This is a genomic window from Kaistia nematophila (assembly GCF_026343855.1).
Lineage (GTDB): Bacteria > Pseudomonadota > Alphaproteobacteria > Rhizobiales > Kaistiaceae > Kaistia > Kaistia nematophila.
Genome location: NZ_JAPKNK010000012.1, coordinates 110,199 through 137,087, shown reverse-complemented (window position 1 = coordinate 137,087; position 26,889 = coordinate 110,199). Strand labels below are relative to the sequence as shown.

Genomic DNA, 26,889 nt, shown 5'->3' with positions numbered 1-26,889 from the left:
TCGCAGCGACGGCGCCGACTCAATACCGCTCGAAGCCGCGCTGCAACTCCCAATCCGTGACGCGACGATCATATTCGAACTGTTCCCAGCGGGCGGTGTGCAGGTAGTGCTCGACCACTTCGTCGCCGAGCGCGGCGCGCAGCACCTTGGAGCCGTCGAGCGCGGTGATGGCGTCGCGCAGCGTCTTCGGCACCTCGCGCAGGTTGGCGCCGTAATAGGCGTCGCCGGCGAAGGCGGGCTCCAGCTCCAGCTTCTCGTCGATGCCGGCGAGGCCCGCCGCGATCAGGCCGGCGAAGGCGATGTAGGGGTTGAGGTCCGAGCCGCCGATGCGGCATTCGGTGCGGACCGACTTGCCCTCGCCGACGACGCGGAAGCCGGCGGTGCGGTTGTCGACCGACCAGACCGCCTTGGTCGGCGCGAAGGTGCCGACCTGGAAGCGCTTGTAGGAGTTGATGTAGGGCGCGAGGAAGGCGGTCATCTCGCCGGCATGGGCGAGGTGGCCGGCGAGCCAGGATTTCATCGTCGCCGACATGCCGAGCGGATCGCCGGCATCGGCGAAGAGCGCCACCTTGCCGCTGGCGTCCCAGAGCGAGGAGTGGATGTGCGAGGACGAGCCGGCAAGGTCGTAGCGCCACTTCGCCATGAAGGTGACGGCGCGGTTCTGCAGATGGGCGATCTCCTTGATGCCGTTCTTCATGATGACGTGCCAGTCGGCCATTTCGAGCGCCTCCGCATAGCGGATGTTGACCTCTTCCTGGCCCGGGCCCCATTCGCCCTTCGAGTTCTCGACCGGGATGCCGGCGCCCATCAGGCCGTTGCGGATGGCGCGCAGCAGCGGCTCATTCTTGGTGGTCTGGAGGATGTGGTAGTCCTCGATGTAGTTGCCCATCGTCTTGAGGCCGTGCCAGCGCTTGTGGCCCGCCGTCTCATAGGTTTCGTCGAAGGCGTAGAATTCGAGCTCGGAGGCGAAGAACGCCTTCATGTCGCGTTCGGCCAGCCGCTTCAGCTGCGCCTTCAGGATCGAGCGCGGCGCGTGCGCCAGTTCCTCGCCGTGATGGTCGCAGACATCCGCCAGCATCAGCGCCGTGCCGTCGAGCCAGGGGATGCGGCGCAGCGTGTCGATGTCGGGCTTCAGCACGAAATCGCCATAGCCCTGTTCCCAGCTCGCCGCCTTGTAGCCGGGCACCGGCTCCATATCGATGTCGACCGTCAGCAGGTAGTTGCAGGCATGCGTTTCCTTGATGGCGCTGTCGAGGAAGAAGCGGCCGGTGAAGCGCTTGCCGACGAGGCGGCCCTGCATGTCGGGGAAGGCGACGATCACGGTGTCGATCGAGCCGTCGGCGATCGCCGCTTCGAGCTCATTCAGCGTCAGGTTTCCGGGCATGGCAGTTCCTTGTTCGATCCGTCGAGCGCTTCTCCGCGAAAATGGCGGGAGGACCCGGCCATCCTCCGGTGCCGCGAGCGGCTGGGAGAAGAGGTGAGCTTCATTTGTGCGGCGAGACCGCCGGCTGGCGGCCTGCCGGGCAGGGGGGCGGGCGGCCGGAGCCGCCCGCTTTCGAAGGCTAGCGCTGGCCGACCGCCTTTTCGGCCGCCGCGATCTCGGCCTGCCGCTTGGCGATGACGTCGCCGATCGGCGGGCCCTGGAAGCGGCGGCTCTCGAAGGCGAGCCAGATGATGCCGGTCAGAACCAGGAATCCGATCGTGATGTAGAGCGCCCATTCGTTCGGCGGCTGCACGCCGATGACGAAGATCAGCACCATCGAAATGACGGAGAGGATGCTGAACAGCGTGAACAGGCCGCGGCCCATGTTCCACGGGCCCATCGCCGGCCATTTCGAGGTGCCGTAGGTGAAGAGGCCCAGCACGATCGGGATGATGAACGAGAAGAACAGGAAGATGACGGTGCAGGAGACGACGATCGAATAGACCGGCGTGTCGCCGATCGAGACGATCGAGGAGCCCCAGACGAACAGCACCGCCAGCGTCGCGCCCGTCCAGATCGCCGCCACCGGGGTGCGGTATCGGGGGCTGACCTTCGACAGCGCCCGCGAGGCCGGCAGGCCGCCATCGCGCGAGAAGGCGAAGATCATGCGCGACACCGAGGTGACGGTCGCCAGGCCGCAGAGGAACTGCGAGATGAAGATCGCCACATAGAGGATCGTCTTCACCACCGGGTTCACCTGGGCGTCCATCGCCCAGAAGAAGACGTTCCAGCCCTGCTTGGCGGCGTCGTCCATGTTCGGGATCATCAGCACGAAGGAGCAGAGCATGATGTAGCCGAACACCGCCGACCAGACGACCGACATGACCATGCCGCGCGGCACCGAATGGGCCGCTTTGACGGTCTCCTCGGAGGTATGGGCCGAGGCGTCGTAGCCGGTGATCGTATAGATCGGCAGCAGCAGGCCGAGCAGGAACACCCACCATTCGGAGACGGCCGGCCAGACCGGGGCGCCGGTCAGCGTGCCGTCGGCGGCGACCGTCGCCTGGCCGGAATAGTTGGCGAAGGTGAACAGCCGGCCGAAATCATACCCCGGCGCCGCGATGAGGCAGACGATCGCCAGCACCACGGCGGTTACGAAGATCAGGTAGCCGGAGAAGTCGGTGAGCTTGGCGGTGAGGCCGATGCCCATGTGGTTGATCAGCGCCTGCGCGCCGGTCAGGATGGCCAGGAAGATCACCCGCGACGCGGTGGTGTCTTCCCAGCCGAAAGTCGGGCCGAAGGCGCCGACGAAGAAGTAGTAGGTGCCCACATTGATGGCGCCGAGCACGGTCACCAGGCCGAGCAGGTTGAACCAGGCCGTGACCCAGCCGGTGAAGCGGTTGCCGAGGATCGAGCCCCAATGGTAGAGGCCGCCGGCGGTAGGATAGGCCGAGCTGATCTGCGCCATGGCGAGCGCGAAGACGCCGGAGATCAGGCAGCCGATCGGCCAGCCGATGCCGATGCCGGCGCCGCCCGCGCCCGACGTTGCCTGGGCGAGCGAGTTGATGCCGCCCGACAGAATGCAGATGATCGAGAACGAGATCGCGAAGTTCGAGAAGCGGCTCATCCGCCGCTCGAGCTCCTGGGCGTAGCCCATGGAGTGGAGGACGTGGATGTCCGCCTTCTGGTCGCTTTCGGTATACCCCTCGATATGGCTCATCAAAGTGCTCCCGTCACTGTTGTCGTCCGGCCGCAGCCCTGCCGCGGTGGATCGATGAAGTTCCCCTCTGTTCCGTGCCGCGCGGTGTTGGGCCGCTCGGATAGTGTCGGGCTTCCGGTCTCCGCCGTTCGGCCCATCCTGCACTTGTCCCGCCGCTCTCTGTGGCGACGTTGTCTCCCTCAGTCCATCTGTCCGGCTACGGCCGGAACTCCGATTGCCCCGGCGCTCTCGATCAGGGCTGCCGCGAGGCGATCGACCCAGCCGGCGACGTCGCTCGGCGTGCGGACGAGATCGTTGCGGACCTCGATCATCACATGTGGCAGGCCGCGGTCGAAGCCGTGCCGGCGGATCGTGTAGTCGACATTGTCCCGGGCCGAATATGGCTCGTCGTCGCCGACGACGAGGGCGGGATCGCGCTTGAGCGCCGCCAGCATCGGCTCGGCGAAGCGGCGGTCGCCGGACGAGATGATGCCGACATGCCAGGGCCGCGACACGTCGCGATAGACCGGCGTGAAGGAATGGAGCGTGACGATGACGGTGGCCTTGCCGGAAGCGATCCGCGCCTCGGCGAGCTCGTCGATCGCGGCATGGAAGGGCATCCAGATCGTGTCGACGCGCTGCTGCCGCACGGTTCCGCCCAGATGCTCATTGCCGGGGATCCGCGTCGTCTCCGAAAGCGCCGTGATCGCATCGGGCAGGCTCGGCTCGCGATTGCAGTCGATGACCAGGCGCGAATAGTTCTGCAGGATCGCCGGCCCGCCGAGTTTCTCCTGCAGGCCGAGCGTCATCGCGGCGGCGCCGGGGTCCCACGCGATGTGGCGCTGCAGCGCCTCGGCCGGCAGGCCAAGGGTGCCGAGGGCACGCGGCAGCCGGTTCGATGCATGTTCGCAGAGAAAGACGAAGGGGCCGCCGGGAACGTCGCGGACGTCCACCACGGCGGGTTCGCCGGGCGCGAGCAGCGGCGCTGCCGCCACCCCTGCCGCGCCTCCAAGGCCGTTCGTCATGATCCGATCCCCCCGACCGGAGCGCAGTTCCCGCTGCGCGGCGACATTGTCCGACTCCCCGATCCCGCCGAACTGAAATATACGTTACAGGGTGGTTGGGGCGCGTCAATTCTGAAATGCGGGCGTCATCTGCCTTCCGAAGCGGCAACGAGGGACGAAGCGGCATGGAGAGCGACGGGGGCGCGTCGATCGCGGAGCGGCTGAGGCGCGACATCGGGCGGCTGACGCCGAATGAACGTCGGGCGGCGCACCGGCTGCTGGCCGAGTATCCGATGGCCGGGCTCGATACGGCAGCGCGCTTCGGCGAGGCGGCCGGAGTCAGTGCGCCGACCGTGCTGCGGATGATCGCCAAGCTCGGCTTTGCCAGCTACGGCGCGTTCCAGGACGGGCTCAAGGCCGAGCTGGCGGCGCAGCGCGAGACGCCGCTGACCAAGGGCGGCACGCGGCGGGACGGGGACCCGCTCGACACCTTCGCGCGGGCCGCGATCGCCAATCTGCGCGCGACGGCGGAAAACGTGCCGCGTGAAGAGTTCGACGCGGCGGTGCGGCTGATCGCCGATCCCCGGCGGCCGTTGCATCTGCTTGGCGGTCGCTTCACAGACGCGATCGCCGCTTATATGGCGGCGCATCTGCGCGTGCTGCGCCCGCAGGTGCAGCACATCGAGGGCCAGCCGGCGGCGTGGTTCGACCGGCTGCTTGACATCGGCAAGCAGGACGTGATCGTCCTGTTCGACATAAGGCGCTATTCCGACGATCTGATCGGCTTCGCCGAGCGGGCGGCGGGGCGTGGCGCCCGTATCATCCTGATCACCGACCAGTGGCTGTCGCCCATCTCCAAGGTCGCCCGCCACGTCCTGCCGGCGCATGTGCCGGCGCCGTCCGTGTGGGATTCGAGCGCCGGCCTGCTCCTGCTCGCCGAGGCGCTGACGGCCGCGGTGGCAGAGCAGGGCGGCGCCGCGAGGGGCCGGCTGGAGGCGCTGGAGCGCCTCCGCCGCGGCGGTTGAGGACGGGTTCCACAAGGCACCTTCCTTCACCTCTCCCATGGGGAGAGGTCGACGACCACAGGTCGGCGGGTGAGGGGTTCAGGCCTCAGCGGACGGATCTCAACCCCTCACCCGGAGCTTCGCTAGGTGAAGACATCTTAGTCGGTCGTTTCGCGCCAGGCCGTGGCATAGGCCTCGAGATCGCGCTCCAGCGGCAGCGCCGGTTCGGCGTCCGGCAGCCCGGCGCCGACGCCTTCCGGGCCGTTCGCCAGCAGCGCTGCGCCTTCCGTGGTGCCGGTGGTGTCGGTGCGGGCGATGACCGGCCGTCCGACAATGGTCGTCAGCGCCGACAGATACAGCGCGTTGCGCGAGATCGGGCCCTCGACGACGATCGGGCCGGCGGCGCCGGTGAGCTGCAGGCAGGCTTCGGCGACGAGCGCGCAATAGAGGCTGGCCGCCGCCACCTTCTCGCCGGGTGACAAGGTCGCCGGGTCGTGGCTCCAGTGCCCTTCGCGAAACGCGAAGGGGCCGGTGCCGGGCGCGAAGGACGGCAGCGCCATGATCTTCTCGTCGATGACGCGAGCGATCTCCGCCTCGGTCGGTACTGCCTTCGAATCCTCGGTCAGGATCGAATATTCGCGACCGGCCATGAAGCGGGCCGAGGGTATGGCGCGGCCGAGCGCGTCGACATTGGCGAGGCAGTCGCGCGCCGGGTCGAGATCGGCGATCGAGCCGCCGACGGCGAAGAAGATCATCCAGGTCCCGGTCGAGATCACCGAGAACGGTGCGCGCCGGCGCAGGATGTGCGGCAGCAGGCTGGCGTTCGAATCATGGATTCCGGCGACGACGCGACAATCGGGCGGCAGGCCTGTCTTCGCCGCGAGCTCCAGCTTGATGGTGCCGGCCGTGTCCCACGGGCGCACCAGCGGCGCGAACAGCTTCGACCAGCCATGGTCGTCGGCGAGGCGCGAGAAGGTGCCGGCCTCGGGGTTCCAGAGATCGGTGTGGCAACCGAGCGTGGTCGGCTCGCTGACGGCGACGCCGGTCAGCCGCCAGACCCAGAATTGCGGGTAGAACAGGATTGTCTTCGCGCGGCTGAAGGCGGAGGGATAGGTCCGCTCCTGCCAGAAAAGCTGCCGCCCGACATTGAGGCCGCCCGGCAGGTCCGGCGATAGCGTCTCCCAGAAGGCGCCGCGCTGGGTGCGGTAGATCTCGGCGACCGAATCCGGTCCCTTGAACTCATAATCGAGGATCGGCATGACCAGGTCGTGGCCGTCGGTGACCGCGATCGCAGCGCCATGCGTCGTGGTCGAGATGCAGCCGATCTCGGCTTCGGCGGCAAATTCGGTCAAGCCGGCGAGGATCCATTTCCAGATCCGCTCGACGTCGAAATGTGGATAGAGCCCCTCGGTCAGGACCTCGTTGACGGTGGTGCGGAGTGCGATGATCTCGCGGGTCGCCTCGTCGACCAGCGCCAGCTTGGCGTTGGTCTTGCCGATGTCGATGACGACGGTGGCCCTGGGTTTTGCGGCGGTCATGTTGGCGGCGCTCACGGCAGATGGAAGACGGTTTCGAGCGGCGTTGCGATCGGCTCGTTATTGGGGTGCGAGGCCATGATGTCGGCCATGTAGGCCCACCAGCGCTGCATGACGGGATGGCTCGGCAGCGCGTCCATGCCGTGGTCGTCGGTGCGCCACAGCACGCCGAACAGCGTCGAGGTCTCGCGGTCGAGATGGATCGAATAGTCCGAGACGCCGGCTTCCTTCAGCAGCGCCGACAGCTCCGGCCAGATCTCGTCGTGGCGGCGCTTGTATTCGGCTTCCTGGCCCGGATGAAGCTGCATCTTGAAGGCGTATTTCTGCACGGAAGTCTCCTGGGCCGATGGCTGCACGAGTCCAAGCGACCATACCAGTTCAGGGGGCAAAGGGTGATGACGGCGCTCAGCTTTCCGCCAGCTTCTTCCACAGCGCCGCATAGGCGGCGAAATCGCCGCCGAGCGGTTCGGCCGGCGCCGGGTCGGGCGCGGCGGCGTGGGGATGGTCCGGGCCGTCGGCAAGCAGCGCCGCGCCTTCCGTCGTTCCCGTGGCGTCGGGACGGCCGATGACGGGACGGTCGACCAGCGCCGCCAGCGCCGACAGAAACAGCCGGTTCTTGGCGAAGGGGCCCTCGATCAGCACCGGTCCCTGCGCGCCGGTCAGGGTCAGGCAGGTTTCGGCGACGAGCGCGACATAGAGGCTGGCGGCGGCGGTGCGTTCGCCGGGCGGGAGCGTCGCCGGGTCGATCGACCAGCTGCCCTTGCGGCGTCCGAACGGGCCGTTGCCGGCGACGAAGCCCGGCAGCGCCATGACGCGGCGCTCGATCACGGAACGGGTGTCCGCCTCGGAAGGCTCGGCAGCCTTGCCCTCGGTCAGGATCTCGAACTCGCGGCCCGCCATCGACATGGCTGAAGGCACCGGCCGGGCGAAGGCGTCGGCATAGGCGAGGCCGCCGCGCTCGGGATGCAGGTGGTCGAGGCTGCCGCCGGCGGCGAACGAGATCATCCAGGTGCCGGTCGAGATCACCGTGAAGGGCAGGGGCCGTGCCAGGATGTGCGGCAGCAGGCTGGCGTTCGAATCGTGGATGCCGGCGACGACGCGGCACTCCGGCGACAGCCCCGTCCGCTCCGCGATCTCCGGCAGCACCGGGCCCACCCTGTCCCAGGCAGCGAGGCGGGGTGGAAACAGCGCCGTCCAGCCCTGTTCGTCGGCGAGCCGCGAATAGGTCTGGTCGCGGCCGTTCCAGAGGTCGCTATGCGCGCCGAACGAGGTCGCCTCGGCAACCCGCTTTCCGGTCAGCCGCCAGACCCAGTATTGCGGATAGGGGACGATCGCCTTCGCTTTGGCGAATTCCGCCGGGAAGCGGCGCGCCAGCCAGAACAACTGCCGCCCGGCATTGAGGCCGCCCGGCAGGTCGGGCGACAGGATCTCGGCGAAATCGCCGCGTGCGGAACGGTAGTCGTCGGCGAACTCGTCCGGGCCGGGATGCTCGTAGTCGAGCACCGGCAGCGCCAGCCCGTCCTCGCCGAGCACCGCGATCGCGGCGCCATGCGTCGTCGTCGAGATCGCCGTGATCTCGGCCTCCCTGGAAAACTCGGCCAAGCCTTCGAGGAACCAGTCCCAGATGCCGTCGACGTCGAAATGCGGATAGGGCGGGCCCGGCCGGACCGTGTTCCTGCGGGTGCGGATGGCGAGGATTTCGCGCGTGTCGAGGTCGAGCAGCGCGAGCTTGGCGTTCGACTTGCCGATGTCGAGGACGGCGACGGCCTTTTGCATGATGCGGTCCGTCAGCGCTTCGAGGCGCCGGCAAGCGAGCGGCGATAGATCTCCGCGTCCCAGGTCACCAGCTCCTGCTCCTCGTCGATGGTGAGGAAACGGAGCGGCGCGTCGGCGGCGATCCGTCCCGTCACCTCGGCGAGCGCCCGGGCGAGCGCGTCGCCGCCGCGCAGCACGTCGCGGTGGATCAGCACGCCCTTGCCGGGGACGGCGAGAAGCATCGGCGGCAGCGCCGCGCGCTTGGCGACGGCGGCGGGCGTATCGCCTTCGGCCAGCACCGCCGTGCCGCTGCCGAGGAAGACGACGTGGTCGGGATAGAGCGTGCCGCGCGCCGCGATGGCGAGGCGGGCCGGGTCCGTCGCGGTCGCGTGCGCCGCCGGATCGTCCGGCAGGCGATAGGGCGAGCCCTCGGCCAGCGCCTCGAGCGCCCCGAGATCGCCTGCCGGCGCCGGGCGTGCCGGTTCGGCCAGCGCCTCGCCGACGCGCTCGATGAGCCGGACGGCCGCCTCGACCGTGTCGGCGGCGACGATCAGGCCGTGATTGCCGAGCAGGACGACATTGGTGCCGGGCGGCGAGACCGCGTCGATCTCGCGCGCCAGCGGCAGGCCCGGCTTCACATAGGGCACATAGGACCAGATGATGCCTTCGAGCCCGTCGAGCCGGGCCGCGATCTGGTCGCGCGCGTCGGCGCGCGCCACCCGCGCGACCGTCTCGACGCAGTGGATGTGCAGCACCGCGTCCTGCGGCAGCACGGCATGCACCGAGGTTTCCACCGAGGGGCGCAGGCCAAGCGGATTGGCATCGGCGACGACGAAATCGGTCGCCTTGGCGGCGCGCTCGTCATTGGCGTGGATGGCGTCGAGGAGCGGCGGCAGCGAGACCGGCAGGAAGATGTCGCGTTCCTCCGCCTCGGCGAGCCAGGTGCCGGAGGCCTTGACCCAGAGCACGCCGTCGCGCTTCAGCGAGGTATTGCCGCCGGCGGCCTGCGTGCGCAGCGGATCCTTGCCGAGGCGGGCCGAGAACCGGCGAAGGGAGGCGAATTCAGGGTCGTCTTGCAGCGTCGTCAAAGGTCCGGCTCCGGTGGGCATGCGATGGGCAGTCGATGGCAGTTTCGTGAGGTGGAGGCGCCGAGCCGCGCTTTCTTCACCTCTCCTCATGGGAGAGGTCGGCGCGAAGCGACGGGTGAGGGGTTGCGATCCATCCGATGATGCCTGACCCCCTCACCCGCCGGCCTGCGGCCGTCGACCTGTCCCACGGGAGAGGTGAAGGGTAGGAGCGACTTCATGCGATTGTGCGGCTCTCTCCAAAAAGCAACGCGAGGCAGGGCAACCCTGCCTCGCGTCCTGGCCTCGACTAGAAGTCGAAGTCGTTGATGTTTTCCTTGGTGAAGGTGTACGGCGCGCCGAGCAGGATCTCGGAACCGTTGATCACCTGGAGTTCGCCGAGCTTGCCGGCCTTGACCGAGGTCGCGCCCGGCTTCAGGTCGCCATCGGCGGTGGCGCGCAGGACCTGCATCGCGGCATAGCCGAGATCGACCGGGTTCCACAGCACGACCGACTTGACGCAATCCTTGGCGACATAGGGCTTCATGGCGTTCGGCGTGGCGAGGCCGACGACGGCGACCTTGCCGCACTGGCCGGCCTGGGTGACCGCCTCGGCCGAGGCCGGGGTGGCGACCGAGGTCATGCCGAAGATGCCCTTCAAGTCAGCGCCATGCTTGTTGATCAGCGTGGTGGCCTGGTTGAAGGACAGGACGTTGTCTTCCTGCGCCTCGACCGTCTCCAGCCACTTCATGTTGGGATGGCACTTCTCCTGGTAGGCCGCCATCTCGGAGATCCAGCGCGCCTGGTTCGGCGTGGTGAAGGTCGATGTGACGATGGCGAACGAGCCGTCCTCGCCGATTTCCTTCGCCATGTTGTCGACCAGCGCCTTGGCGATGCCGTTGAACTCGGCCTGGTTGACGAACCACTGGCGGGCGTCCGGCTCGGAGTTGGCGTCATAGCCGACGACGTTGATGCCGGCGGCGAGCGCCTTCTTCAGCACGGGTGCGATCGCGACCGGGTCGTTGGCGGCGAACAGGATGCCGTCGACGCCGGACGTGATGTAGTTGTCGATGAACGAGATCTGCTGGTCGATATTGGCCTGCGTCGGGCCGTCGGTCTTGGCGTCGACATTGCCGAGTTCCTTGGCGGCGTCGGCGATGCCCTTCGAGGTGGCGTTGAAATAGCCGATGCCGATCAGCTTCGGCACGTCGACCACCTTGATCTGCTTGCCCTTGCGGTCCGGCGCATTGGTCGGCACGCCGCCGTCATAGGGCTTGGCCTCGACCTTGCCCGGCGTGCCGTCGCAGGCGAGCGGGTTGGTCGGCAGGTCGTCGCCGCCGGTCCAGGTCGCTGCGAAGGCGGCGCTGCTGACGCCGAGGCTGAGCCCAAGTGCCAGGGCTACGGTTCTCTTCAACATTGCTCTTCTCCTCCAAAATGACGTCGGGGCCTTTGTTGTTACGGCGAGACCCTTCCATCCCCTCCAGATTCAGCCGTCGCCTTCGCGGCTGAAGAGATTGCTCGCGACGATCGCGAGGATGAGCACGAGGCCGATGACGACGATGGTGCCGTCGCCCTTGACCCCGGACAGAGCGAGACCGTTCTTCAGCGCCTGCATCAGGATCAGGCCGAGGACGGTGCCGATGATGGTGCCGCGGCCGCCGAAGATCGACGTGCCGCCGAGCACCACCGCGGTGATGACATCGAGCTCGAGCCCGGTGCCCATGTCGGAGCGCGTCGTCGAGACGCGCGAGACGAAGATGACGCCGGCGAGCCCGGCGACGAGGCCGGAGGCTGTGTAGATCAGCAGCTTGGTGCGATCGACGCTGATGCCCGAGAAGCGCGCGCCGGTCTCGTTGGCGCCGGCCGCATAGGTGGCGCGGCCGAACGTGGTCAGGCCGAGGATCACGCCGGCGACGATGACGAGGGCGCCGAGGATCCAGAGCTGCGTCGGCACGCCCCAGACGTCGCCCTGGCCGAGCACGAAGAACCAGTCGGGATAGCCGCGCACCGAGCGGGCCTGGCTGATGCCTTCGGCGAGGCCGCGATAGAGCGCGAGCGTTGCCAGCGTCGCGATCAGCGGCGGCACCTTGAAGCGGGTGATGATCACGCCGTTGACGAGGCCGCCGATGCCGGCGGCGACGACGGCGAGCACCATGGCGACCGGGAGCGGCACGCCGAGATTGTGCCAGAACACGCCGAGCAGGATCGCCGTCAGGCCGAGGATCGAGCCGACCGAGAGATCGATGCCGCCGGTGACGATGACGAAGGTCATCGCCAGCGCCACCAGCCCGACCTCGGCCATCAGCCGGCCCTGGTTCAGGAGGTTGGCCGTGGTGAAGAAGCGGTCGGACTGGCTTGCGAGCGCGAAGAGCACGATGACGAGCAGGATCGCGAGGATCGTTTCGTGCCGGAGCAGGGAGCGAAGGGTTGCGGTCATCGTATCGTCACCGGAGCCGGCGTCGACGCGCCATGTCGGCGAGCACGGTGATCAGGATCAGCAGACCCTGCACGGCGCGCAGCCAATAGGCGGAGACGTTGAGGAAGATGAGCGAGGAGGCGATGGCGGCGAACAGGATGGCCGCCAGGGTGGAGCCGATCACCGTGCCGGTGCCGCCGAGGATCGACACGCCGCCGACGACGGAGGCGGTGATCACCGTCAGCTCCAGGTTCGGCGGCACGGTCGACTGGATCACCTGCAGCTGCGTGGCAAACAGCACCGCCGCGATGCCGGCGAAGGCGCCGTGGATGGCGAAGACGATCACCGTCGAGCGCTCGACCTGGATGCCGGCGACGCGCGCCGCCTCGACATTGCCGCCGATGGCGTAGATCGTCCGGCCGAAGCCGGAATAGCGCATCCAGAACGCCACCAGCGCCGTCAGGATGACCATGAACCAGACCGGCGAGGGGACGCCGAGCAGGCGGAACTGCGAGATCAGGTAGTCTTCCGGCAGGTTGGTGATCCAGGCGCCGGCCGTGACGCTGATCAGGCCGCCCTTCAGGACCGACAGCATGCCGAGCGTCACCACGATCGAGGGGATGCGGAGATAGGCGACCAGCGCGCCGACACCGGCATTGACGGCGATGCCGATGACGACCGGCGTCAGCCAGGCGAGCCAGATCGGATAGCCGTTCACCGCTAGCGTGCCCGAGATCGTCGCCAGCACGCCGATCAGCGAGCCGACCGCGACGTCGATATGGCCGGAGATGATCACCAGCGACATGCCGATCGCCGCGACGGCGATATAGGCGTTGCCGGCGAAGATGTTGGTGATGTTGTTGGCGCCGAAGAAGCGCGGATTGGTGATGCCGACGACGATGAACAGCACGATGATGGCGCCGAGCAGGATGAACTCCTGGCCATAGGCGGCAATCCGCTTCATCGGGTGCATCGCCGGCGCGGTGCGGGCGACGGTGGGAGCAGACATCGACATCACGCCACCTCCGCCAGGTCCTGGGTCTGCATCATGGCGGCGCCGACGCTGTCGGGCGTCGCCTGCGCGCGGTCGAATTCGGCGACGATGCGGCCATTGTTCATGACGAGGACGCGGTCGCTCATGCCGAGCACTTCCGGCAGCTCGCTCGAGATCATCAGCACCGCCAGGCCCTGGCCGGCGAGCCGGCTCATCAGGGCGTGGATCTCCGCCTTGGCGCCGACGTCGATGCCGCGCGTCGGCTCGTCCATGATCAGCACGCGCGGCTCGGTTGCCACCCATTTCGCCAGCACGACCTTCTGCTGGTTCCCGCCGGAGAGCTGCTTGACGCGCTGCTCCGGTCCGCGGGCGCGGATGCCGAAACGCTTGATCAGTTCGCGCGCCAGGCTCGATTCCCGGGCACGGTTGACGATCGTTGCCGTCGAAATGCGGTCGAGCAGGGCGAGCGACAGGTTCTCGCGGATCGTCTGCGACTTGATCAGGCCCTGCAGGCCGCGGTCTTCCGGCACATAGGCGATGCCGAGGTCGCGGGCCTGTTTCGGGCTGGTGATGGCGATGGGCTTGCCGTCGAGCAGGATCTCGCCGGAGGTGGCCGGCGTGATGCCGAAGATGGTGAGCGCCAGCTCGGTGCGGCCCGAGCCGATCAGCCCGGCGATGCCGACGATCTCGCCGGCGCGCAGGGTGAACGAGGCGTTCTCGACCTCGTCGCGATAGCCGACCTGGCGCAGTTCCAGCACCGGCGCGCCGATCTCGGCGTCGACCTTGGGGAAGAGCTGGTCGACGGGCCGGCCGACCATCATCGAGACCAGCTCGGCCTCGGTGATGTCGCCGATGTCGTGCGTGCCGACATAGGCGCCGTCGCGCAGCACGGTGACGCGGGTGGCGAGCGCGAAGATTTCGGGCATGCGGTGCGAGACATAGACGATGGCGACGCCTCGGTCGCGCAGGCGGCGGACGACGTCCATCAGCCGGCGTGCATCGGCGTCGGCGAGCGCCGCCGTCGGCTCGTCCATGATCAGCACGCGGGCGTCCTGCGACAGCGCCTTGGCGATCTCGACGCGCTGGCGGTTGGCGACCGAGAGGCTGCCGACGCGGGCGTCGACGTCGAGGTCATGGCTGTCGAGGTCGTCGAGCAGGCGGCGCGCCTCGTTGCGCATCTTCGTCCAGTCGAGCGCGTTCATCGTGGTGCGCGGCGCGTGGCCGAGGAAGATGTTTTCCGCCACGGAGAGCTCGGGGAAGAGCAGGAGTTCCTGGTAGACGGTGGCGATGCCGGCGGCGCGGGCCTCGCGCGGCGAGGCGAAGCGGACCTTCTCGCCATTGACGCGGATGTCGCCGCTATCGGGGGCATGGACGCCTGCCATGACCTTGATCAGCGTCGACTTGCCGGCGCCGTTCTCTCCCATGAGCGCATGCACTTCGCCCGGTCGGACGTCGAAGGAGACGTTCTTCAGCGCGTGCACGCCGGCGAACGACTTCGAGACCCCGTCGAGTGCGAGGATCGGCTGCATAACTTGGCGTTTCCCTTGAACGTCCGGCTTGTGCCGGTTTTTGTTGTTGGCCGGGATTGGCAAGGTATCGGTCGGTCAGCTCTCCGGCGGGACCTCCACGACGTCGACGATGACGCCGGCATCCCGAAGCATGTCGCAGGCTTCCTGCGGGGCGGACGTGTCGGTGATGACCCGGTCGAGCTGGGTCAGCGGGCAGAGTATAAGGCTGCCGCGCGGCTGGAACTTCGAGCCGTCGACGAGCGCGATCACCTGTTCGGCCTGCTTCAGCATTTTCTGCTCGGCCTTGATCAGGACGGGATCGCCCTCGATCAGGCCCTGGCGGCGGATGGCGTGGGCGCCGAGGAAATATTTGCCGGCGTAGAAATGCTCGATCACCGTGTCGCTGGTGTAGGGGCTGACGACCATGCGCTGCTCGCGATGGACGTCGCCGCCCGGCAGCACGACCTGGCAGTCGCCATTGGCGATCAGGTAGAGCGCGAGATCGAGCGAATTGGTCAGGACGCGCAGCTTGCGGTCGGCGAGGTAGGGGCCGAGGCAATAGGTGGTGGTGCCGCCATTGACGATGATCGATTCCCCGTCCTCGACGAGGTTGGCGGCGGCCCGCGCGATCGCCCGCTTGGCGGCGAGGTTCTGCAGCCGGGTTTCCTCGAAGGCCGGCGTCATCAGGCTGCCGATGCCGTTCTCGCCATGCAGCCGCTCGGCGCCGCCGCGCACCTTGCGCAGCTGGCCGATGTCGTTCAGCGCGGTGATGTCGCGTCGGATCGTCGCCTCGGAGGCGCCCGTCAGGCTGACCAGTTGCGCCACCGTGACGACGGGGCGCTCGGCCACCTCGCCGAGGATGATCCTGTGACGCTCGATTTCGTGCATGCGACCCTCCGACTGGCCGGGATTTTCCAAGCTTTCCGATGATTGTCAATCAGAAACGATCATCATCGATAATGATGCGGCGCAAAATGATCAATATCGATCATATCGCAGTGCGATATCGCTCTGATCTGACTGCTTTTGATTGACAAGCGCCGGCTCGGCTGACAGATCATGGGCCGCAATTGCGTGGTCCTCGGCTCGAAAGGCCGAGCGACGTCCCCCGTGGATGGTTCGCCGATCCGAATGCGCTCGCGCCATGCGAAGCGGCGACCGATCAAGAGCAACTCCGATCATGACCTCTTCCGCTTCGCACCTCCTCGACAATCGCTGGGACGACGCCAAGGCAGCCGGCCTGAGCGAATCCGAGCTGCTGCTCTATCGTTCGAACCTGCTCGGTTCCGACAAGCGCATCACCAATTTCGGCGGCGGCAACACCTCGGCCAAGGTCGTCGAGAAGGACCCGCTCTCCGGCCAGGACGTCACCGTGCTCTGGGTCAAGGGTTCGGGCGGCGACGTCGGCTCGATGAAGCTCGACGGCTTCTCGACCCTCTACCAGGACAAGCTCGAAGCGCTGAAGGGCATCTATCGCGGCCTCGAGCACGAAGACGAGATGGTCGGCTACCTGCCGCATTGCACCTTCAACCTGAACCCGCGCGCCGCCTCGATCGACACGCCGCTGCACGCCTACGTGCCCTACAAGCATGTCGACCACATGCATCCCGACGCGATCATCGCCATCGCGGCGTCCGAGAATTCGAAGGAACTGACCAAGCAGATCTATGGCGACACCATCGGCTGGCTGCCGTGGAAGCGCCCGGGCTTCGAGCTCGGCCTGTGGCTGTCGAAGTTCGCCAACGAGAACCCCAACGCCAAGGGCGTGGTGCTCGAGAGCCATGGCCTGTTCACCTGGGCCGACACCGCCAAGGACGCCTATGAGCTGACGCTCGAGATCATCAACAAGGCGATCGCCTGGTTCGCCAGGGAGACCGAGGGCAAGGCGATCTTCGGCGGCGCCGTCGCGCAGTCGCTCGACGCCGACAAGCGCCGCGCCGTCGCAGCCGCCCTGATGCCGCAGATCCGCGGCCGCATAGGCAAGACGGAATCGAAGATCGGTCATTTCGACGACCAGCCGGCCGTGCTTGAATTCGTCAATTCCGCTCAGCTTCGCTCACTGGCGGCGCTCGGCACGTCCTGCCCCGATCATTTCCTGCGCACCAAGATCCGTCCGTTGGTCGTCGACTACGACCCGGCCAAGGACAATCTCGATGAGGTGCTCGCCGGCCTCGACGGCGCGCTCGACGCCTACCGCGCCGACTACGCCGCCTATTATGAGCGCTGCAAGCATGCCAACAGCCCGGCCATGCGCGATCCCAACGCCGTCGTCTACCTGGTGCCCGGCGTCGGCATGATCACCTTTGCCCGCGACAAGGCGACCGCCCGCATCGCCGGCGAGTTCTACGTCAACGCCATCAACGTGATGCGCGGCGCCTCGACGGTCTCGACCTATGTCGGCCTGAAGGAGCAGGAAGCCTTCGACATCGAGTACTGGCTGCTCGAGGAAGCCAAGCTGCAGCGCATGCCGAAGGCGAAGTCGCTCGCCGGCCGCATCGCCTTCATCACCGGCGGCGCCGGCGGCATCGGCTCGGCCACCGCCATCCGCTACCTGCAGGAAGGCGCGGTCGTCATGATCGCCGACATCGACCAGGCGGCACTCGATTCGACCGTCGCCGGCCTCGGCGCCAAGTACGGCAAGGACAATATCCGCGGCGTCATCGCCAACGTCACCAGCGAAGGCGCGGTCGACAAGGCGTTCCACGACACGCTGATCGAATTTGGCGGCATCGACATCCTCGTCTCCAACGCCGGCATCTCCTCCGCCGCGCCGTTCGAGGAGACGACGCTGGAGACCTGGGACAAGAACATCGCGATCCTCGCGACCGGCTATTTCCTCGTCTCGCGCGCCGCCTACCGGATCATGAAGACGCAGAAGCTCGGCGGCTCGATCGTCTTCATCGCCTCGAAGAATGGCCTCGCGGCGTCGGCCGGCGCCTCGGCCTATTGCACCGCCAAGGCGGCCGAGATCCATCTCGCCCGCTGCCTGGCGCTGGAAGGCGCGCCGTTCGGCATCCGCGTCAACACGATCAACCCGGACGCAGTGCTGCGCGGCTCGAAGATCTGGCAGGGCGAGTGGCGCCAGCAGCGCGCCGAGTCGAACAAGATCGGCGAGGACGATCTCGAGGAGTTCTACCGCAATCGCTCGCTCCTGAAGCGCAGCGTGTTCCCGGAGGACATCGCCGAGGCCGCCTACTTCCTCGCCGCCGACCTGTCGAACAAGTCGACCGGCAACATCATCAACGTGGATGCCGGCAACGTCATCTCGTTCACCAGGTAAGCACCTGATCTCGCCGTCATCCCGGGCTTGACCCGGGATCCATCCAGCCTGAGGCATTCGGGCTGGATGGATCCCCGCCTTCGCGGGGGCGACGGAGAGGACTGGAACACGACCTGTCCGCTGGGCCGGTCGTTTCGCCGAAAACACAAGGCTCGGGGAGGACCCGCCACATGACCGATCTTCCGATCTCTTCCGATCTTCTCGCCGAAAAGAACAAGGCCGAGGACGCGGCGCTCGCCAATGATTATTCCTCGCTCGGCGAGCAGCTCGACCGTCGCGGCATCGATATCGACGTCATCACCCGCAATGTCGCGGCCTTTACCGTCGCGGTGCCGTCCTGGGGCGTCGGCACCGGCGGCACGCGCTTCGCCCGCTTCGCCGGCCCCGGCGAGCCGCGCGGCATCTTCGAGAAGCTCGACGATTGCGCCGTCATCAACCAGCTGACCCGCGCCACGCCGAACGTTTCGCTGCACAATCCGTGGGACCAGGCGGATCCGAAGGCGCTGAAGGCGCATGCCGACGCGCTCGGCCTCGGCTTCGACGCGATGAACTCGAACACCTTCTCGGACGCCAAGGACCAGAAGCTCTCCTACAAGTTCGGCTCGCTGTCGCATACCGATCCGGCCGTGCGCCAGCAGGCGATCGAGCACAACATCGAGACGATCGAGATCGGCAAGGCGCTCGGCTCCAAGGCGCTGACGGTATGGATCGGCGACGGCTCCAACTTCCCCGGTCAGTCGAACTTCACCGGCGCGTTCGAGCGCTATCTCGGCGCGATGAAGTCGGTCTATGCGGCTCTGCCGGACGACTGGCGCGTCTTCACCGAGCACAAGCTCTATGAGCCGGCCTTCTATTCGACGGTCGTGCAGGACTGGGGCACCAACTACATGATCGCCCAGGAGCTGGGTCCGAAGGCGTTTTGCCTCGTCGACCTCGGCCATCACGCGCCGAACGTCAACATCGAGATGATCGTCGCGCGGCTGATCCAGTTCGAGAAGCTGGCCGGCTTCCACTTCAACGATTCGAAGTATGGCGACGACGATCTCGACGCCGGCGCGATCAACCCGTTCCAGCTCTTCCTCGTCTTCAACGAGCTGGTCGACGCCGAACATCGCAAGGCCCGGGGCTTCAGCCCTGCCTATATGATCGACCAGTCGCACAATGTGACGGATCCGATCGAGAGCCTGATGACCAGCGCCATCGAGATCCTGCGCGCCTATGCGCAGGCGCTGCTGGTCGACCGCGCCGCGCTTGCCGGCTACCAGGACGGCAATGACGTGCTGATGGCGAACCAGACGCTGAAGCGGGCCTTCACCACCGATGTCGGGCCGATCCTCGCCAAGGCGCGGCTTGCCAAGGGCGGCGCCATCGATCCCGTCGGCGTCTACCGCGCGGCCGGATACCGGGCCAAGGTGACGGCGGAGCGTCCGTCGAGCGGTGGTAACTCCAGCGGCATCGTGTGACTTTTATACTTCTATTGACAACAGAATAAGAAGAGGCAGGTCCGATTCGACTTGCCTCTTCTCTGTGCCCTTCAGAACAGCTAGCTTGACTTCGAGCCTGACTGACCCTTCAAGGGGTACGGGTGCATGGCCATGATCTCGGCCGCTGGCGATTCCTCGCGAATGCCGGTTGTCGGGATCGAGCGCCGATGTGGGGGAACCGGCCGGTCCGTTCTTCGGACGGTCTCCCTCGGGGGTTCTCAATGGACAGGAGAGATTGATGAAGAAGGCTTCTACGCTCGTTATGCTCGTTGCCCTCGGCGCTGTGGCTGCTGGCTGCACGACCGGCTCGCGCGCCGGTGACGGCGCGGTCGTCGGTGGCCTCGCCGGTGCGGCGATCGGTGGTCTCGCCGGCGGCAGCGTCGGCGCTGCGGCAATCGGCGCCGGCGTCGGTGCGGTCACGGGCGCGATCATCGCTGACGCTTCCGGTCGCTGCTACTGGAAGGACCGCTACGGCCGTCGTCACTACACGTCTTGCCGCTAAGCGCGCTTCTGCGGTTCACCCGGAGGCGCAGGCCTCTGCGGCCCTGATCTTGCCGGGGCTTCTGCCTATAGTGCGAGAAACGGCCGGAACCCAGGTTCCGGCCGTTTTCTTTTGGGCGCGTCAGACGTGCCCCGCGATCTCCGCGTCAGGAGCCCGGGCCTTCGTCCCCTGGACGTTCTCCCCGGACCGTTCTCTTGGAACTCATCGCCAGCCTCCCACATTACATCTCCGCACGGTGCAAGCAGGACGTGCCGCCCAGGGCTCTTCGTCAGGGCCGCGTCCGGAGGAGGTCGAAATGCGGAAATCTTCCCTCGTGATCGTCTTTGCGCTGTCCGGCGCCATCCTGGCCGGCTGCACGACCGGATCCCGGCAGGGAGACGCCGCCGTCGTCGGCGGCCTGGCGGGCGCGGCGATCGGCGGCGCGGCCACCGGCCGGGCCGGTGGCGCGCTGATCGGCGCGGGTGTCGGCGCCGTTACCGGCGCGATCATTGCGGACGCCACGACGGGTCGCTGCTACTGGCGCGACCAGTATGGCCGCCGTCACTACGTCGCCTGCCGCTGACCGGCTTGGGCCGGCTCAGTCGACCGACAGGAAGCGGGTCGGATGGACGTTGAGCAGATTGTCGTTCCAGCCCGAGAGCGTCGGCGACACCAGCGATAGCGAGACGTAGCCGAGCAGGGGAATGATCGGCGCGTCGGTGGCGAGAAGAGCCGCCGCCGCGTCGATTTCCTGCTTGCGCCGTCCGGCGTCCATGTCGGTCGCGGCCTGGTCGAGCAGCTTGTCGTAGTCGCGGTTGTTGTAGCGCGCATAGTTGAAGCGGACATTGTCACTGCGCAGCACGGTCAGCAGGTCGATCGGATCCGCCTCGTCGGCAATCCAGCCCGTTCGCGCCACGTCAAAGTCGCCGCCATCGCGCAGACGTGCGAAATGCGCCTGGTTCGGTTCGGTGACGATCGTCGCCTCGACGCCGATCTCCTTCCACTGGTCGGCGATCACGCGCGCCGTCTCCTCATGGCCGAGTCCGGTGCCGACGCGGATCGCGAGCCGCAACGGCTTCCGCCCGGCGGCATCCGCCTCCGCCTCGTTCTTCTTGTCCGCTTCGGGAGCGACCTTGGCAGCGGGAGTGGCCGGAGCTTCCGGCGCGGCGGGCTCTGCCTCGTCCTTGCCGGCCTCCATGGCATCCTTAGCCGGCGTATCGTTCGCCGGGGCTGCGTCGCCGGGCTTGGTGACGCTCGGCTTGGCCGTGATCGAATAGGTCACGTCGTGGTTTGCCGCGTCGCTGGCGCTGGCGTCCTTCGGGTCCGCATCCGCCGTGGCGGCATCGCTGCCGCCGGCATCCTTGGCGGTCGTGTTCTTGGAGGCCGTATCCTTGGAGGCCGTATCCTGGGCAGTCGTGTCCTTGGCGCTCGAATCCCCGGCGGCGGCGTCCTTCGCCGCGCCGTCCGGCGATGCGGGCTTGTCGTTGCCGGCGGTCTCTGCGCCAGCCGCCGTGTCGGGCGCCTTGGCGGCGGCCGGCGCGGGCGTTGCCGGCTGGACGGCGGCGACTTCCTTGAAGCCGGCCGCTTCGAGCAGCTTGCGCGCCTCGGCGCGGCGTGTCTCGATCGATGCCGGCGTCGCGGCCGGCATGCCGGAGAGGGCGGGCGGCACCAGCGTCTCGGCCGGAACCATGCCGCCGGACCAGACGGCGCGGGCGAGCGCCTCGCGGTCGATCGCGAGCGACAAAGCGCGGCGGACCTCGACCTTGTCGAACGGCTGCTTCGCCGTGTTGATGGCGAAATAGTACGTGCCGGGATAGGGCGCGAAATGCAGCGCCGGGCCGAACTCGTCCTTCAGGCTCGGCAGATTTTCCGTCGGCACGTCCGGGCACGAGAGAACGGCCTTGGCGCGATAGGCGTCGACGCAACCGGCGACGTCCTCGAACGCCTTGTAGACGACGCTGTCGATCGGAATCGTCTTGGCGTCGCGGAAACGCGGGTTCTTGACGAGGATGTAGCCATCCTTCTTGTCGATGGCGGCGAGGCGATAGGCGCCGTTCGAGACGATCTTGCCGGTCGTGCCGAAATCGGCGCCGAGCTTCTTGATCGAGGCAACGTTGACGGGGAGGGCGACGGGAAGGGCGAGGCGGCCGAGGAAGGTCGGCACCGGCCGTTCCAGCGTGATTTCCAGCGTTGCGGCATCCGGCGCCGCGACGCCGAGCGTGTCCGGCTTGGCGGTTCCCTGCTGGATCGCGGCGGCGCCCTTGATGACGAGCAGCGGGCCGGCCTCGGTCGCGCCGGTCGCCGGCGTGAACAGGCGACGGAACGATGCCACGAAATCGGCCGCCTTGACCACGTCGCCGTTCGACCAGCGGGCGCCGTCGCGCAGCTTGAACGTGTAGACGAGGCCGTCGGGGGAGATGCTCCAGCTCTCGGCCGCGCCAGGGCCCGTCTTGCCGTCGGCGTCGGGCGAAACCAGGCCCTCGAACAGGTCGTACAGGATCGGCGTCTCGTTGAAGGTCGCGGCCTTCTGCGGATCGAGCGTCTCCGGGGCCTTCACCAGCCCGCGCGGATAGATCACGTCGGCGCTGGCGGGAAGCGCGGCCGTTGCCGCAAGCATCGCGCCGGCGATCCAGGCGAATCGCATGTTCATCTCTCCGTATCGGTCCCGACCCGGGGCGCGATAATCGTCAGAATTCAGGCGATCTCAAGCCGTTGTCGCGCTTTTCCGACATCATCCCATCACAATCGCCGGTGCGCCGATCGCCGCCTGCAACGCCTTCGGACTGACGGCGAAGACGGCGTGCGGCGTTCCCGCCGCCGCCCAGACGCTGGCATGGTCGAGCAGGTCGCGGTCGAAGAAGCTCGCTAGCGGCGTGGCGTGGGCGAAGGGCGGGATGCCGCCGATGGCGAAGCCGGTCGCGCCGCGCACGAAGGCGGCGTCTGGTCGCTCGATTGCCTCGCCGATCGCCTCGGCCACCTTCGTCTCGTTGACGCGGTTGGCGCCGGAGACGAGGAGCAGGATCGGCGCGCCGCTCGCGACCCCGCGGAAGACCAGCGACTTGACGATCGCGCCGACGACGCATCCACACGCGGCCGCCGCCTCCTCGGCGGTGCGCGCCGACACGTCCATCACGCGCAGGCCGATGTCGAGGCCGAGCGCTTCTGCGGCGTCGCGTACGCGCGCGGCCGGGGCGGGGATCTCGGTCATCGGCTTGGCTCCCGGGGCTTGGACCGGCCGGCCGATCGAAGGGATGCGGTGGCGGGTCGGATTTGCTAGGGTGACGAGGAGACCGTCGCATCCATCCGGAGTCAACGATGAACGACGCCAGCGGCAGGCAGGGTTCGCCGTCCAACGTCCGCCATCTCGCCGATGCGATCCGGAAGGTTCGGCTGGCGGAGGCGGAGCGTGCCGACGTGGTGGCGGAACTGCGCGATACCGAGCGGGCCAGGCTCGAGATGCTTGCCGACGAGCTCCGCGGCGTCTTCGCGGAAGTGCCGGAGGACGACGACCAGTTCATCGCCCAGATCGATAGTGGCAGCCAGCCGCGCTTCTGGATCGACATGACGTCCTTCGTCGCCATGGCGCGCGACCGGCGCAGCTATCGCTTCGTCAAGGATACGCGGCTTGGCCGCACCGTCATCCTCGAGACCGCCGATCTCGACGCCATGGCCGATTGCGTCATGCACTATGTCGCCGAGCGCATCATCGAGCGCGACCGGGCGCTGGAGGGCGACTGGCTGCTGCGCCGCGCCGCGCAGCAGGACGCGCCGCCGCGCCGCGAGCGCCGGTCGTTGTCGAGGCCGGCCGTGGAAGAGACGTCGGCGCGCGCACCCTCGACCGCGCATGGCGGCTGGATCGCCGCGGCCTTTCTCGCCGGCATCCTGGTCGGCGTCGTCGCGCTGCTCGCCTATGCCTGGGTGCATGTCGGCGGCTGAAGCCGGACCGACGCCTGCTTTTCTGTCCCGATGACGGCCATGGCGGCTGCATCTGCGTGGGGCGATCGCGGTGGCCCGCACGCAAGCGCTTTCCCCGGCGCGCCTTTCCCAACTATAAGATTAGCTTGATGAATCGATGAAGCCACCGGTTGCAGCTCGGCGCGGCCGCGAAGGATGGTGATAAAGCCAATGCATTATAAGCCTGCCGATTGGCTCGTGCTGCTGACGCGGCTCAATCCGAAGACGGCGTGGCCCTGGCGGCATTCGGTCCGTCTGGCCATCGCCGTCACGCTGCCGATGCTCGTCGGCCTGCTGACCGGCGAGGTCGAGGCTGCGATCATGGTGTCGCTCGGCGCGCTGCTGAATTCGGTCAAGGTGCAGTCCGATCCCTATCGCACCCGCTTCCGCAACTTCCTGATCATTGTGCCGATCGCCATGTCGGGCTTCATGCTGGGGGCGCTGGTGGCGGGGCACGGCCTGCTGACGCTGGCGCTGCTGGTTCTCGTCGCCATCCTTTCCGGGCTGATCAGCGGCTATGGCGCCGTCTATTCGACCGGGGCCATGCAGATGCTGATGCTCGCCGTGATCGCGGCGGCGGGCGATCATGCCCCGAGCTCCATCTGGATCCCGGCGCTGCTTTTCGCAGGCGGCGCCGGCTTCGCCGCGCTGCTTCTCGCGATTGAGGCGCTGTTCGACCGGCACCTGCCCGAACGGACGGCGCTGGCGCATCTGCTGCATGCGCTGGCGCATCTCGCGCGCGCCGCCGCCGAGCCGCCCGAGGACAAGGCCGGCCATGCGCTCGCGACCCCGTTCGAGCAGCAGCGCCGCCATGTCACCGATGCGATGATGAAAGCCTATTCCGGCCTGCTCGAAGCGCGTCTGCGCAGCGAGGGCAGCACGCCGGCCAGTGATGGCCGTGCGGCCATCCTCTCCACAACGGGCATGCTGTTCTCCGCTCTGATGGCGGGCGGCCATGCGCCGGACGAACTCGCCGCCGCCGGCCATCGCCTCGATGGCATCGCGACCGCGGTCGCCCGGGGCAGGGCGCGTCCATCCGACGCCACCGTCGGAGGCGAGGGGCTTGCCGGCATTCTCGATCATCTCGTCGACGAGATCTGGCCGGATGCGGAGGTCTCCGCTCCGAGGGCCGTTCCGGGGAAGATGATCCGCAAGGCAAGCCCCGCTTCGGCCCGGCCCGGCTGGCATGCGCGGCTCGCCCAGGTCGGCCGCCTCGCGCCGGGGCGTGACGTGATCATCACGGCTCTGCGGCTGGCGCTCTGCCTCGCCATCGCCTTCGCGGCGCAGATCTGGCTCGGCGGCGTGCGATCCTACTGGATCCCGCTCTGCGTCGTGATCGTGCTGAAGCCGGATTTCGGCTCGGTGTTCGTTCGCGCCGTTCAGCGCTCGATCGGCACGATCCTGGGCGTCGCCATTGGCGTTGTCGTGCTGACTTTCGTGCCGAAGGGGTTCTGGCTGCTCGCCTGCATGGCGGGGCTCGGCCTGGTCGTGCCGGCCGCCGGGCTGCGCGGCTATGCGATGCAGTGCACTTTCCTGACGCCGCTGGTGCTGATCCTGATCGACATGACGGCGCCCGGAACCGCCGATTTCGGCCCGCAGCGCCTCGTCGACACGCTGATCGGCTCGGCCATCGTGCTGGTCTTCGGCTACCTGATCTGGCCGCGCGATCCCGCGGCGCAGATCCAGCGCGCCTTCGCCGGCGCGATGGCGGCTGCGGAAGCGTTCTTCCATGCCGCTTCGACGCCGCCGCCGGCCGATCCGGCCGGGGTGCCGTCGGCGCGCTCGACGGATCTGGCGGCGATGACCACTGCCTATCGCAGCCTGTCGAATGTGCGGACCACCCTGCAGCGCGCCATCGCCGAGCCGCCGCCGGCGAGCCGGGAGGCCGCGGCGTGGTTCCCGGCCGTGGTCGAGGCGGAGCGCCTCTGCGATCGCATCACGCGGCTCGCCGAGCGCAATCTCGCCGGCACTGTGACGCTGGATCCAGCCGCCGTCGAACAGCGGCTCGCCGCCTTCGAGGCGCTGCGCGCGTCGGTCGGCCGTCCCGCGAGGCAGCCCGGCGATCCGATACCCGCGAGCGCCGATGGCGATCCGGCCTTCCGGGAGGTCGATTTCGAGCTGGCGCGGCTGTCACAGCTGATGCAGCCGGCGACGTAGCGGCGCTGCGCCTCTAGACCGCGCCGACGGTGGCCGGCTCGGCCGTCGCCGCCGTCCGGCTGCCGATCAGGCCCGCCGCATCGAGCAGCGTCATCGGCGTCAGCGTGGCGGCGGCGATGTGCGAGATGAAGGGCGCATATTCGGCCCGCAGCGCCACGTAGCTGCGGAAGCTTTCGGCCTTGTCGCCGACCGGCAGGCCCGCCTCGGCCAGGATGGCATGGAGGCTGTCGAAGCGCTCGCTTTCCTGGTGCTTCGCTGCCGAGGGCCGGGACGGCTCGCCGGTGTCGAGCGCCGCCGCGATCAGTCGCATCGTCTTCGCGCCCTCGCGGCGGCAGATCCGCGCCTCGTCGGGCGCGTTCTTGCCGAGACAGGCGACGACGGCCGTCGCCGCATCGAGGACGCTGGCGGCCGAGGCAATCCAGCTCGTGCCGCGATAGATCGACGGCACATAGGAGAGGATCGGCGACAGCGTGTGGGTCTCGCGCATGCCGCGGAACCAGTCTTCCCAGTCTTCCCAGCCCTTGCTGATGTCGATGTCGCCCTTGGCCGTCGTCAGCCAGTCGAGATAGCGGTCGCCGGTCGCCTCGTCATCGGTGCGGGCATAGAGCCATCCGACCTGGCGCTCGCGCGTTTGAACAGCCGCCTGATAGCCCGGCACGAATGTGAACAGCAGCATCACGACGGCGAGGCCGATCGCAGCCTGGAAGACGGCGAGATATTCGCCGGCCAGCGTCGACGGCGTGAGGTAGCCGAGCGTGCTCAGAGCCGAGCCGCTGGCGCTCAGCGCCCGCCAGAGGTCGGGCTCGATGCGCAAGCCCCAGAGAATGCCGGTGAAGGCGATCTGCACCAGCAGAAACCAGGTCACCACCGCGAGCAGCACGAAGATCGGCATGATCCAGGCCTGCCGGCGCTGGATGTCGGCATAGTCGGCGCTTGGATGGATGAAGCGCTGGACGATGGCGACGGCGCCGCGTCGCGCCGATCGCTCGATGACGTCATGCGCCTTCGAGTTCAGCAGGGCGACGACCACGATGGAGCGGAAATAGAGGACGAGGAGCAGGACTCCCGCCAGGCAGGCGAGGATGTGAAGGGCGATCATGATCGTCTCGAAGCGTGCGGGATCAGGGCGTG

The 26,889-nt window shown here is 67.8% G+C and carries 22 protein-coding genes; 7 read left to right on the top strand and 15 right to left on the bottom strand.

Annotated elements, in window-relative coordinates; translation table 11 throughout:
* Window positions 1–19: 19 nt before the first annotated feature.
* From OSH07_RS21920 to OSH07_RS21910, 3 genes are all read right to left on the bottom strand, one after another.
* Complete coding sequence (locus OSH07_RS21920; protein WP_266340830.1) at window positions 20–1,384, bottom strand: glutamine synthetase family protein; 1,365 nt, start codon at window positions 1,382–1,384, stop codon at window positions 20–22.
* A 178-nt stretch (window positions 1,385–1,562) separates the two neighbouring features.
* Window positions 1,563–3,134 (bottom strand): amino acid permease, encoded by a 1,572-nt coding sequence (locus OSH07_RS21915; RefSeq protein ID WP_266340846.1) that lies wholly within the window; start codon window positions 3,132–3,134, stop codon window positions 1,563–1,565.
* A 188-nt stretch (window positions 3,135–3,322) separates the two neighbouring features.
* On the bottom strand, window positions 3,323–4,147 hold the full coding sequence (locus OSH07_RS21910; protein WP_266340829.1) for an N-formylglutamate amidohydrolase: 825 nt from the start codon (window positions 4,145–4,147) through the stop codon (window positions 3,323–3,325).
* A 164-nt stretch (window positions 4,148–4,311) separates the two neighbouring features.
* On the opposite strand from OSH07_RS21910, the gene OSH07_RS21905 reads away from it, so the two are divergent.
* Window positions 4,312–5,151, top strand: a complete 840-nt coding sequence (locus OSH07_RS21905) for a MurR/RpiR family transcriptional regulator (protein WP_266340828.1) — start codon at window positions 4,312–4,314, stop codon at window positions 5,149–5,151.
* 137 nt (window positions 5,152–5,288) lie between these two features.
* Here the strand turns inward: OSH07_RS21905 and OSH07_RS21900 are convergent, their stop codons facing one another.
* From OSH07_RS21900 to OSH07_RS21860, 9 genes are all read right to left on the bottom strand, one after another.
* Window positions 5,289–6,668: an FGGY-family carbohydrate kinase gene (locus OSH07_RS21900; protein WP_266340827.1), complete on the bottom strand. Its 1,380-nt coding sequence runs from the start codon at window positions 6,666–6,668 to the stop codon at window positions 5,289–5,291.
* Between the two features lie 11 nt (window positions 6,669–6,679).
* A complete protein-coding gene (rhaM, locus tag OSH07_RS21895; protein WP_266340826.1) occupies window positions 6,680–6,994 on the bottom strand; it encodes an L-rhamnose mutarotase in 315 nt (104 codons plus the stop codon).
* A 76-nt stretch (window positions 6,995–7,070) separates the two neighbouring features.
* On the bottom strand, window positions 7,071–8,441 hold the full coding sequence (locus OSH07_RS21890) for an FGGY-family carbohydrate kinase (protein ID WP_266340825.1): 1,371 nt from the start codon (window positions 8,439–8,441) through the stop codon (window positions 7,071–7,073).
* Between the two features lie 11 nt (window positions 8,442–8,452).
* On the bottom strand, window positions 8,453–9,529 hold the full coding sequence (locus OSH07_RS21885; RefSeq protein WP_266340824.1) for a class II aldolase/adducin family protein: 1,077 nt from the start codon (window positions 9,527–9,529) through the stop codon (window positions 8,453–8,455).
* A gap of 265 nt (window positions 9,530–9,794) precedes the next feature.
* Window positions 9,795–10,901: an autoinducer 2 ABC transporter substrate-binding protein gene (locus tag OSH07_RS21880; RefSeq protein ID WP_266340823.1), complete on the bottom strand. Its 1,107-nt coding sequence runs from the start codon at window positions 10,899–10,901 to the stop codon at window positions 9,795–9,797.
* Between the two features lie 69 nt (window positions 10,902–10,970).
* Window positions 10,971–11,921 (bottom strand): ABC transporter permease, encoded by a 951-nt coding sequence (locus tag OSH07_RS21875; protein WP_266340822.1) that lies wholly within the window; start codon window positions 11,919–11,921, stop codon window positions 10,971–10,973.
* A gap of 7 nt (window positions 11,922–11,928) precedes the next feature.
* Entirely contained in the window at window positions 11,929–12,909 is a 981-nt protein-coding gene (locus OSH07_RS21870; RefSeq protein ID WP_420909670.1) for an ABC transporter permease, read from the bottom strand.
* A gap of 5 nt (window positions 12,910–12,914) precedes the next feature.
* Complete coding sequence (locus OSH07_RS21865) at window positions 12,915–14,423, bottom strand: sugar ABC transporter ATP-binding protein (RefSeq protein ID WP_266340820.1); 1,509 nt, start codon at window positions 14,421–14,423, stop codon at window positions 12,915–12,917.
* A 75-nt stretch (window positions 14,424–14,498) separates the two neighbouring features.
* Window positions 14,499–15,290, bottom strand: a complete 792-nt coding sequence (locus tag OSH07_RS21860; protein WP_266340819.1) for a DeoR/GlpR family DNA-binding transcription regulator — start codon at window positions 15,288–15,290, stop codon at window positions 14,499–14,501.
* A gap of 292 nt (window positions 15,291–15,582) precedes the next feature.
* On the opposite strand from OSH07_RS21860, the gene OSH07_RS21855 reads away from it, so the two are divergent.
* The 4 genes from OSH07_RS21855 to OSH07_RS21840 all read left to right on the top strand — a co-directional run bounded on the left by OSH07_RS21855 (window position 15,583) and on the right by OSH07_RS21840 (window position 20,230).
* Window positions 15,583–17,682 (top strand): bifunctional rhamnulose-1-phosphate aldolase/short-chain dehydrogenase, encoded by a 2,100-nt coding sequence (locus OSH07_RS21855; protein ID WP_266340818.1) that lies wholly within the window; start codon window positions 15,583–15,585, stop codon window positions 17,680–17,682.
* Window positions 17,683–17,852: 170 nt separating this feature from the next.
* Window positions 17,853–19,145 (top strand): L-rhamnose catabolism isomerase, encoded by a 1,293-nt coding sequence (gene rhaI / locus OSH07_RS21850; protein ID WP_266340817.1) that lies wholly within the window; start codon window positions 17,853–17,855, stop codon window positions 19,143–19,145.
* Window positions 19,146–19,404: 259 nt separating this feature from the next.
* Window positions 19,405–19,668 (top strand): glycine zipper domain-containing protein, encoded by a 264-nt coding sequence (locus OSH07_RS21845; protein ID WP_266340816.1) that lies wholly within the window; start codon window positions 19,405–19,407, stop codon window positions 19,666–19,668.
* Between the two features lie 295 nt (window positions 19,669–19,963).
* Window positions 19,964–20,230: a glycine zipper domain-containing protein gene (locus OSH07_RS21840; RefSeq protein ID WP_266340815.1), complete on the top strand. Its 267-nt coding sequence runs from the start codon at window positions 19,964–19,966 to the stop codon at window positions 20,228–20,230.
* A 15-nt stretch (window positions 20,231–20,245) separates the two neighbouring features.
* On the opposite strand, the gene OSH07_RS21835 is transcribed toward OSH07_RS21840, so the two are convergent.
* Window positions 20,246–22,291 carry an ABC transporter substrate-binding protein gene (locus tag OSH07_RS21835; protein ID WP_266340814.1) on the bottom strand — a complete coding sequence of 682 codons (2,046 nt, stop codon included), beginning with the start codon at window positions 22,289–22,291 and terminating at the stop codon, window positions 20,246–20,248.
* Window positions 22,292–22,378: 87 nt separating this feature from the next.
* Window positions 22,379–22,855 (bottom strand): YbaK/EbsC family protein, encoded by a 477-nt coding sequence (locus tag OSH07_RS21830; protein ID WP_266340813.1) that lies wholly within the window; start codon window positions 22,853–22,855, stop codon window positions 22,379–22,381.
* Window positions 22,856–22,962: 107 nt separating this feature from the next.
* On the opposite strand from OSH07_RS21830, the gene OSH07_RS21825 reads away from it, so the two are divergent.
* Complete coding sequence (locus OSH07_RS21825) at window positions 22,963–23,583, top strand: TroA family protein (protein ID WP_266340812.1); 621 nt, start codon at window positions 22,963–22,965, stop codon at window positions 23,581–23,583.
* A gap of 189 nt (window positions 23,584–23,772) precedes the next feature.
* Window positions 23,773–25,758 carry an FUSC family protein gene (locus OSH07_RS21820; protein WP_266340811.1) on the top strand — a complete coding sequence of 662 codons (1,986 nt, stop codon included), beginning with the start codon at window positions 23,773–23,775 and terminating at the stop codon, window positions 25,756–25,758.
* 13 nt (window positions 25,759–25,771) lie between these two features.
* Here OSH07_RS21820 and OSH07_RS21815 read toward each other — a convergent pair whose 3' ends face one another.
* Window positions 25,772–26,857, bottom strand: a complete 1,086-nt coding sequence (locus tag OSH07_RS21815; protein ID WP_266340810.1) for a hypothetical protein — start codon at window positions 26,855–26,857, stop codon at window positions 25,772–25,774.
* Window positions 26,858–26,889: the final 32 nt, after the last annotated feature.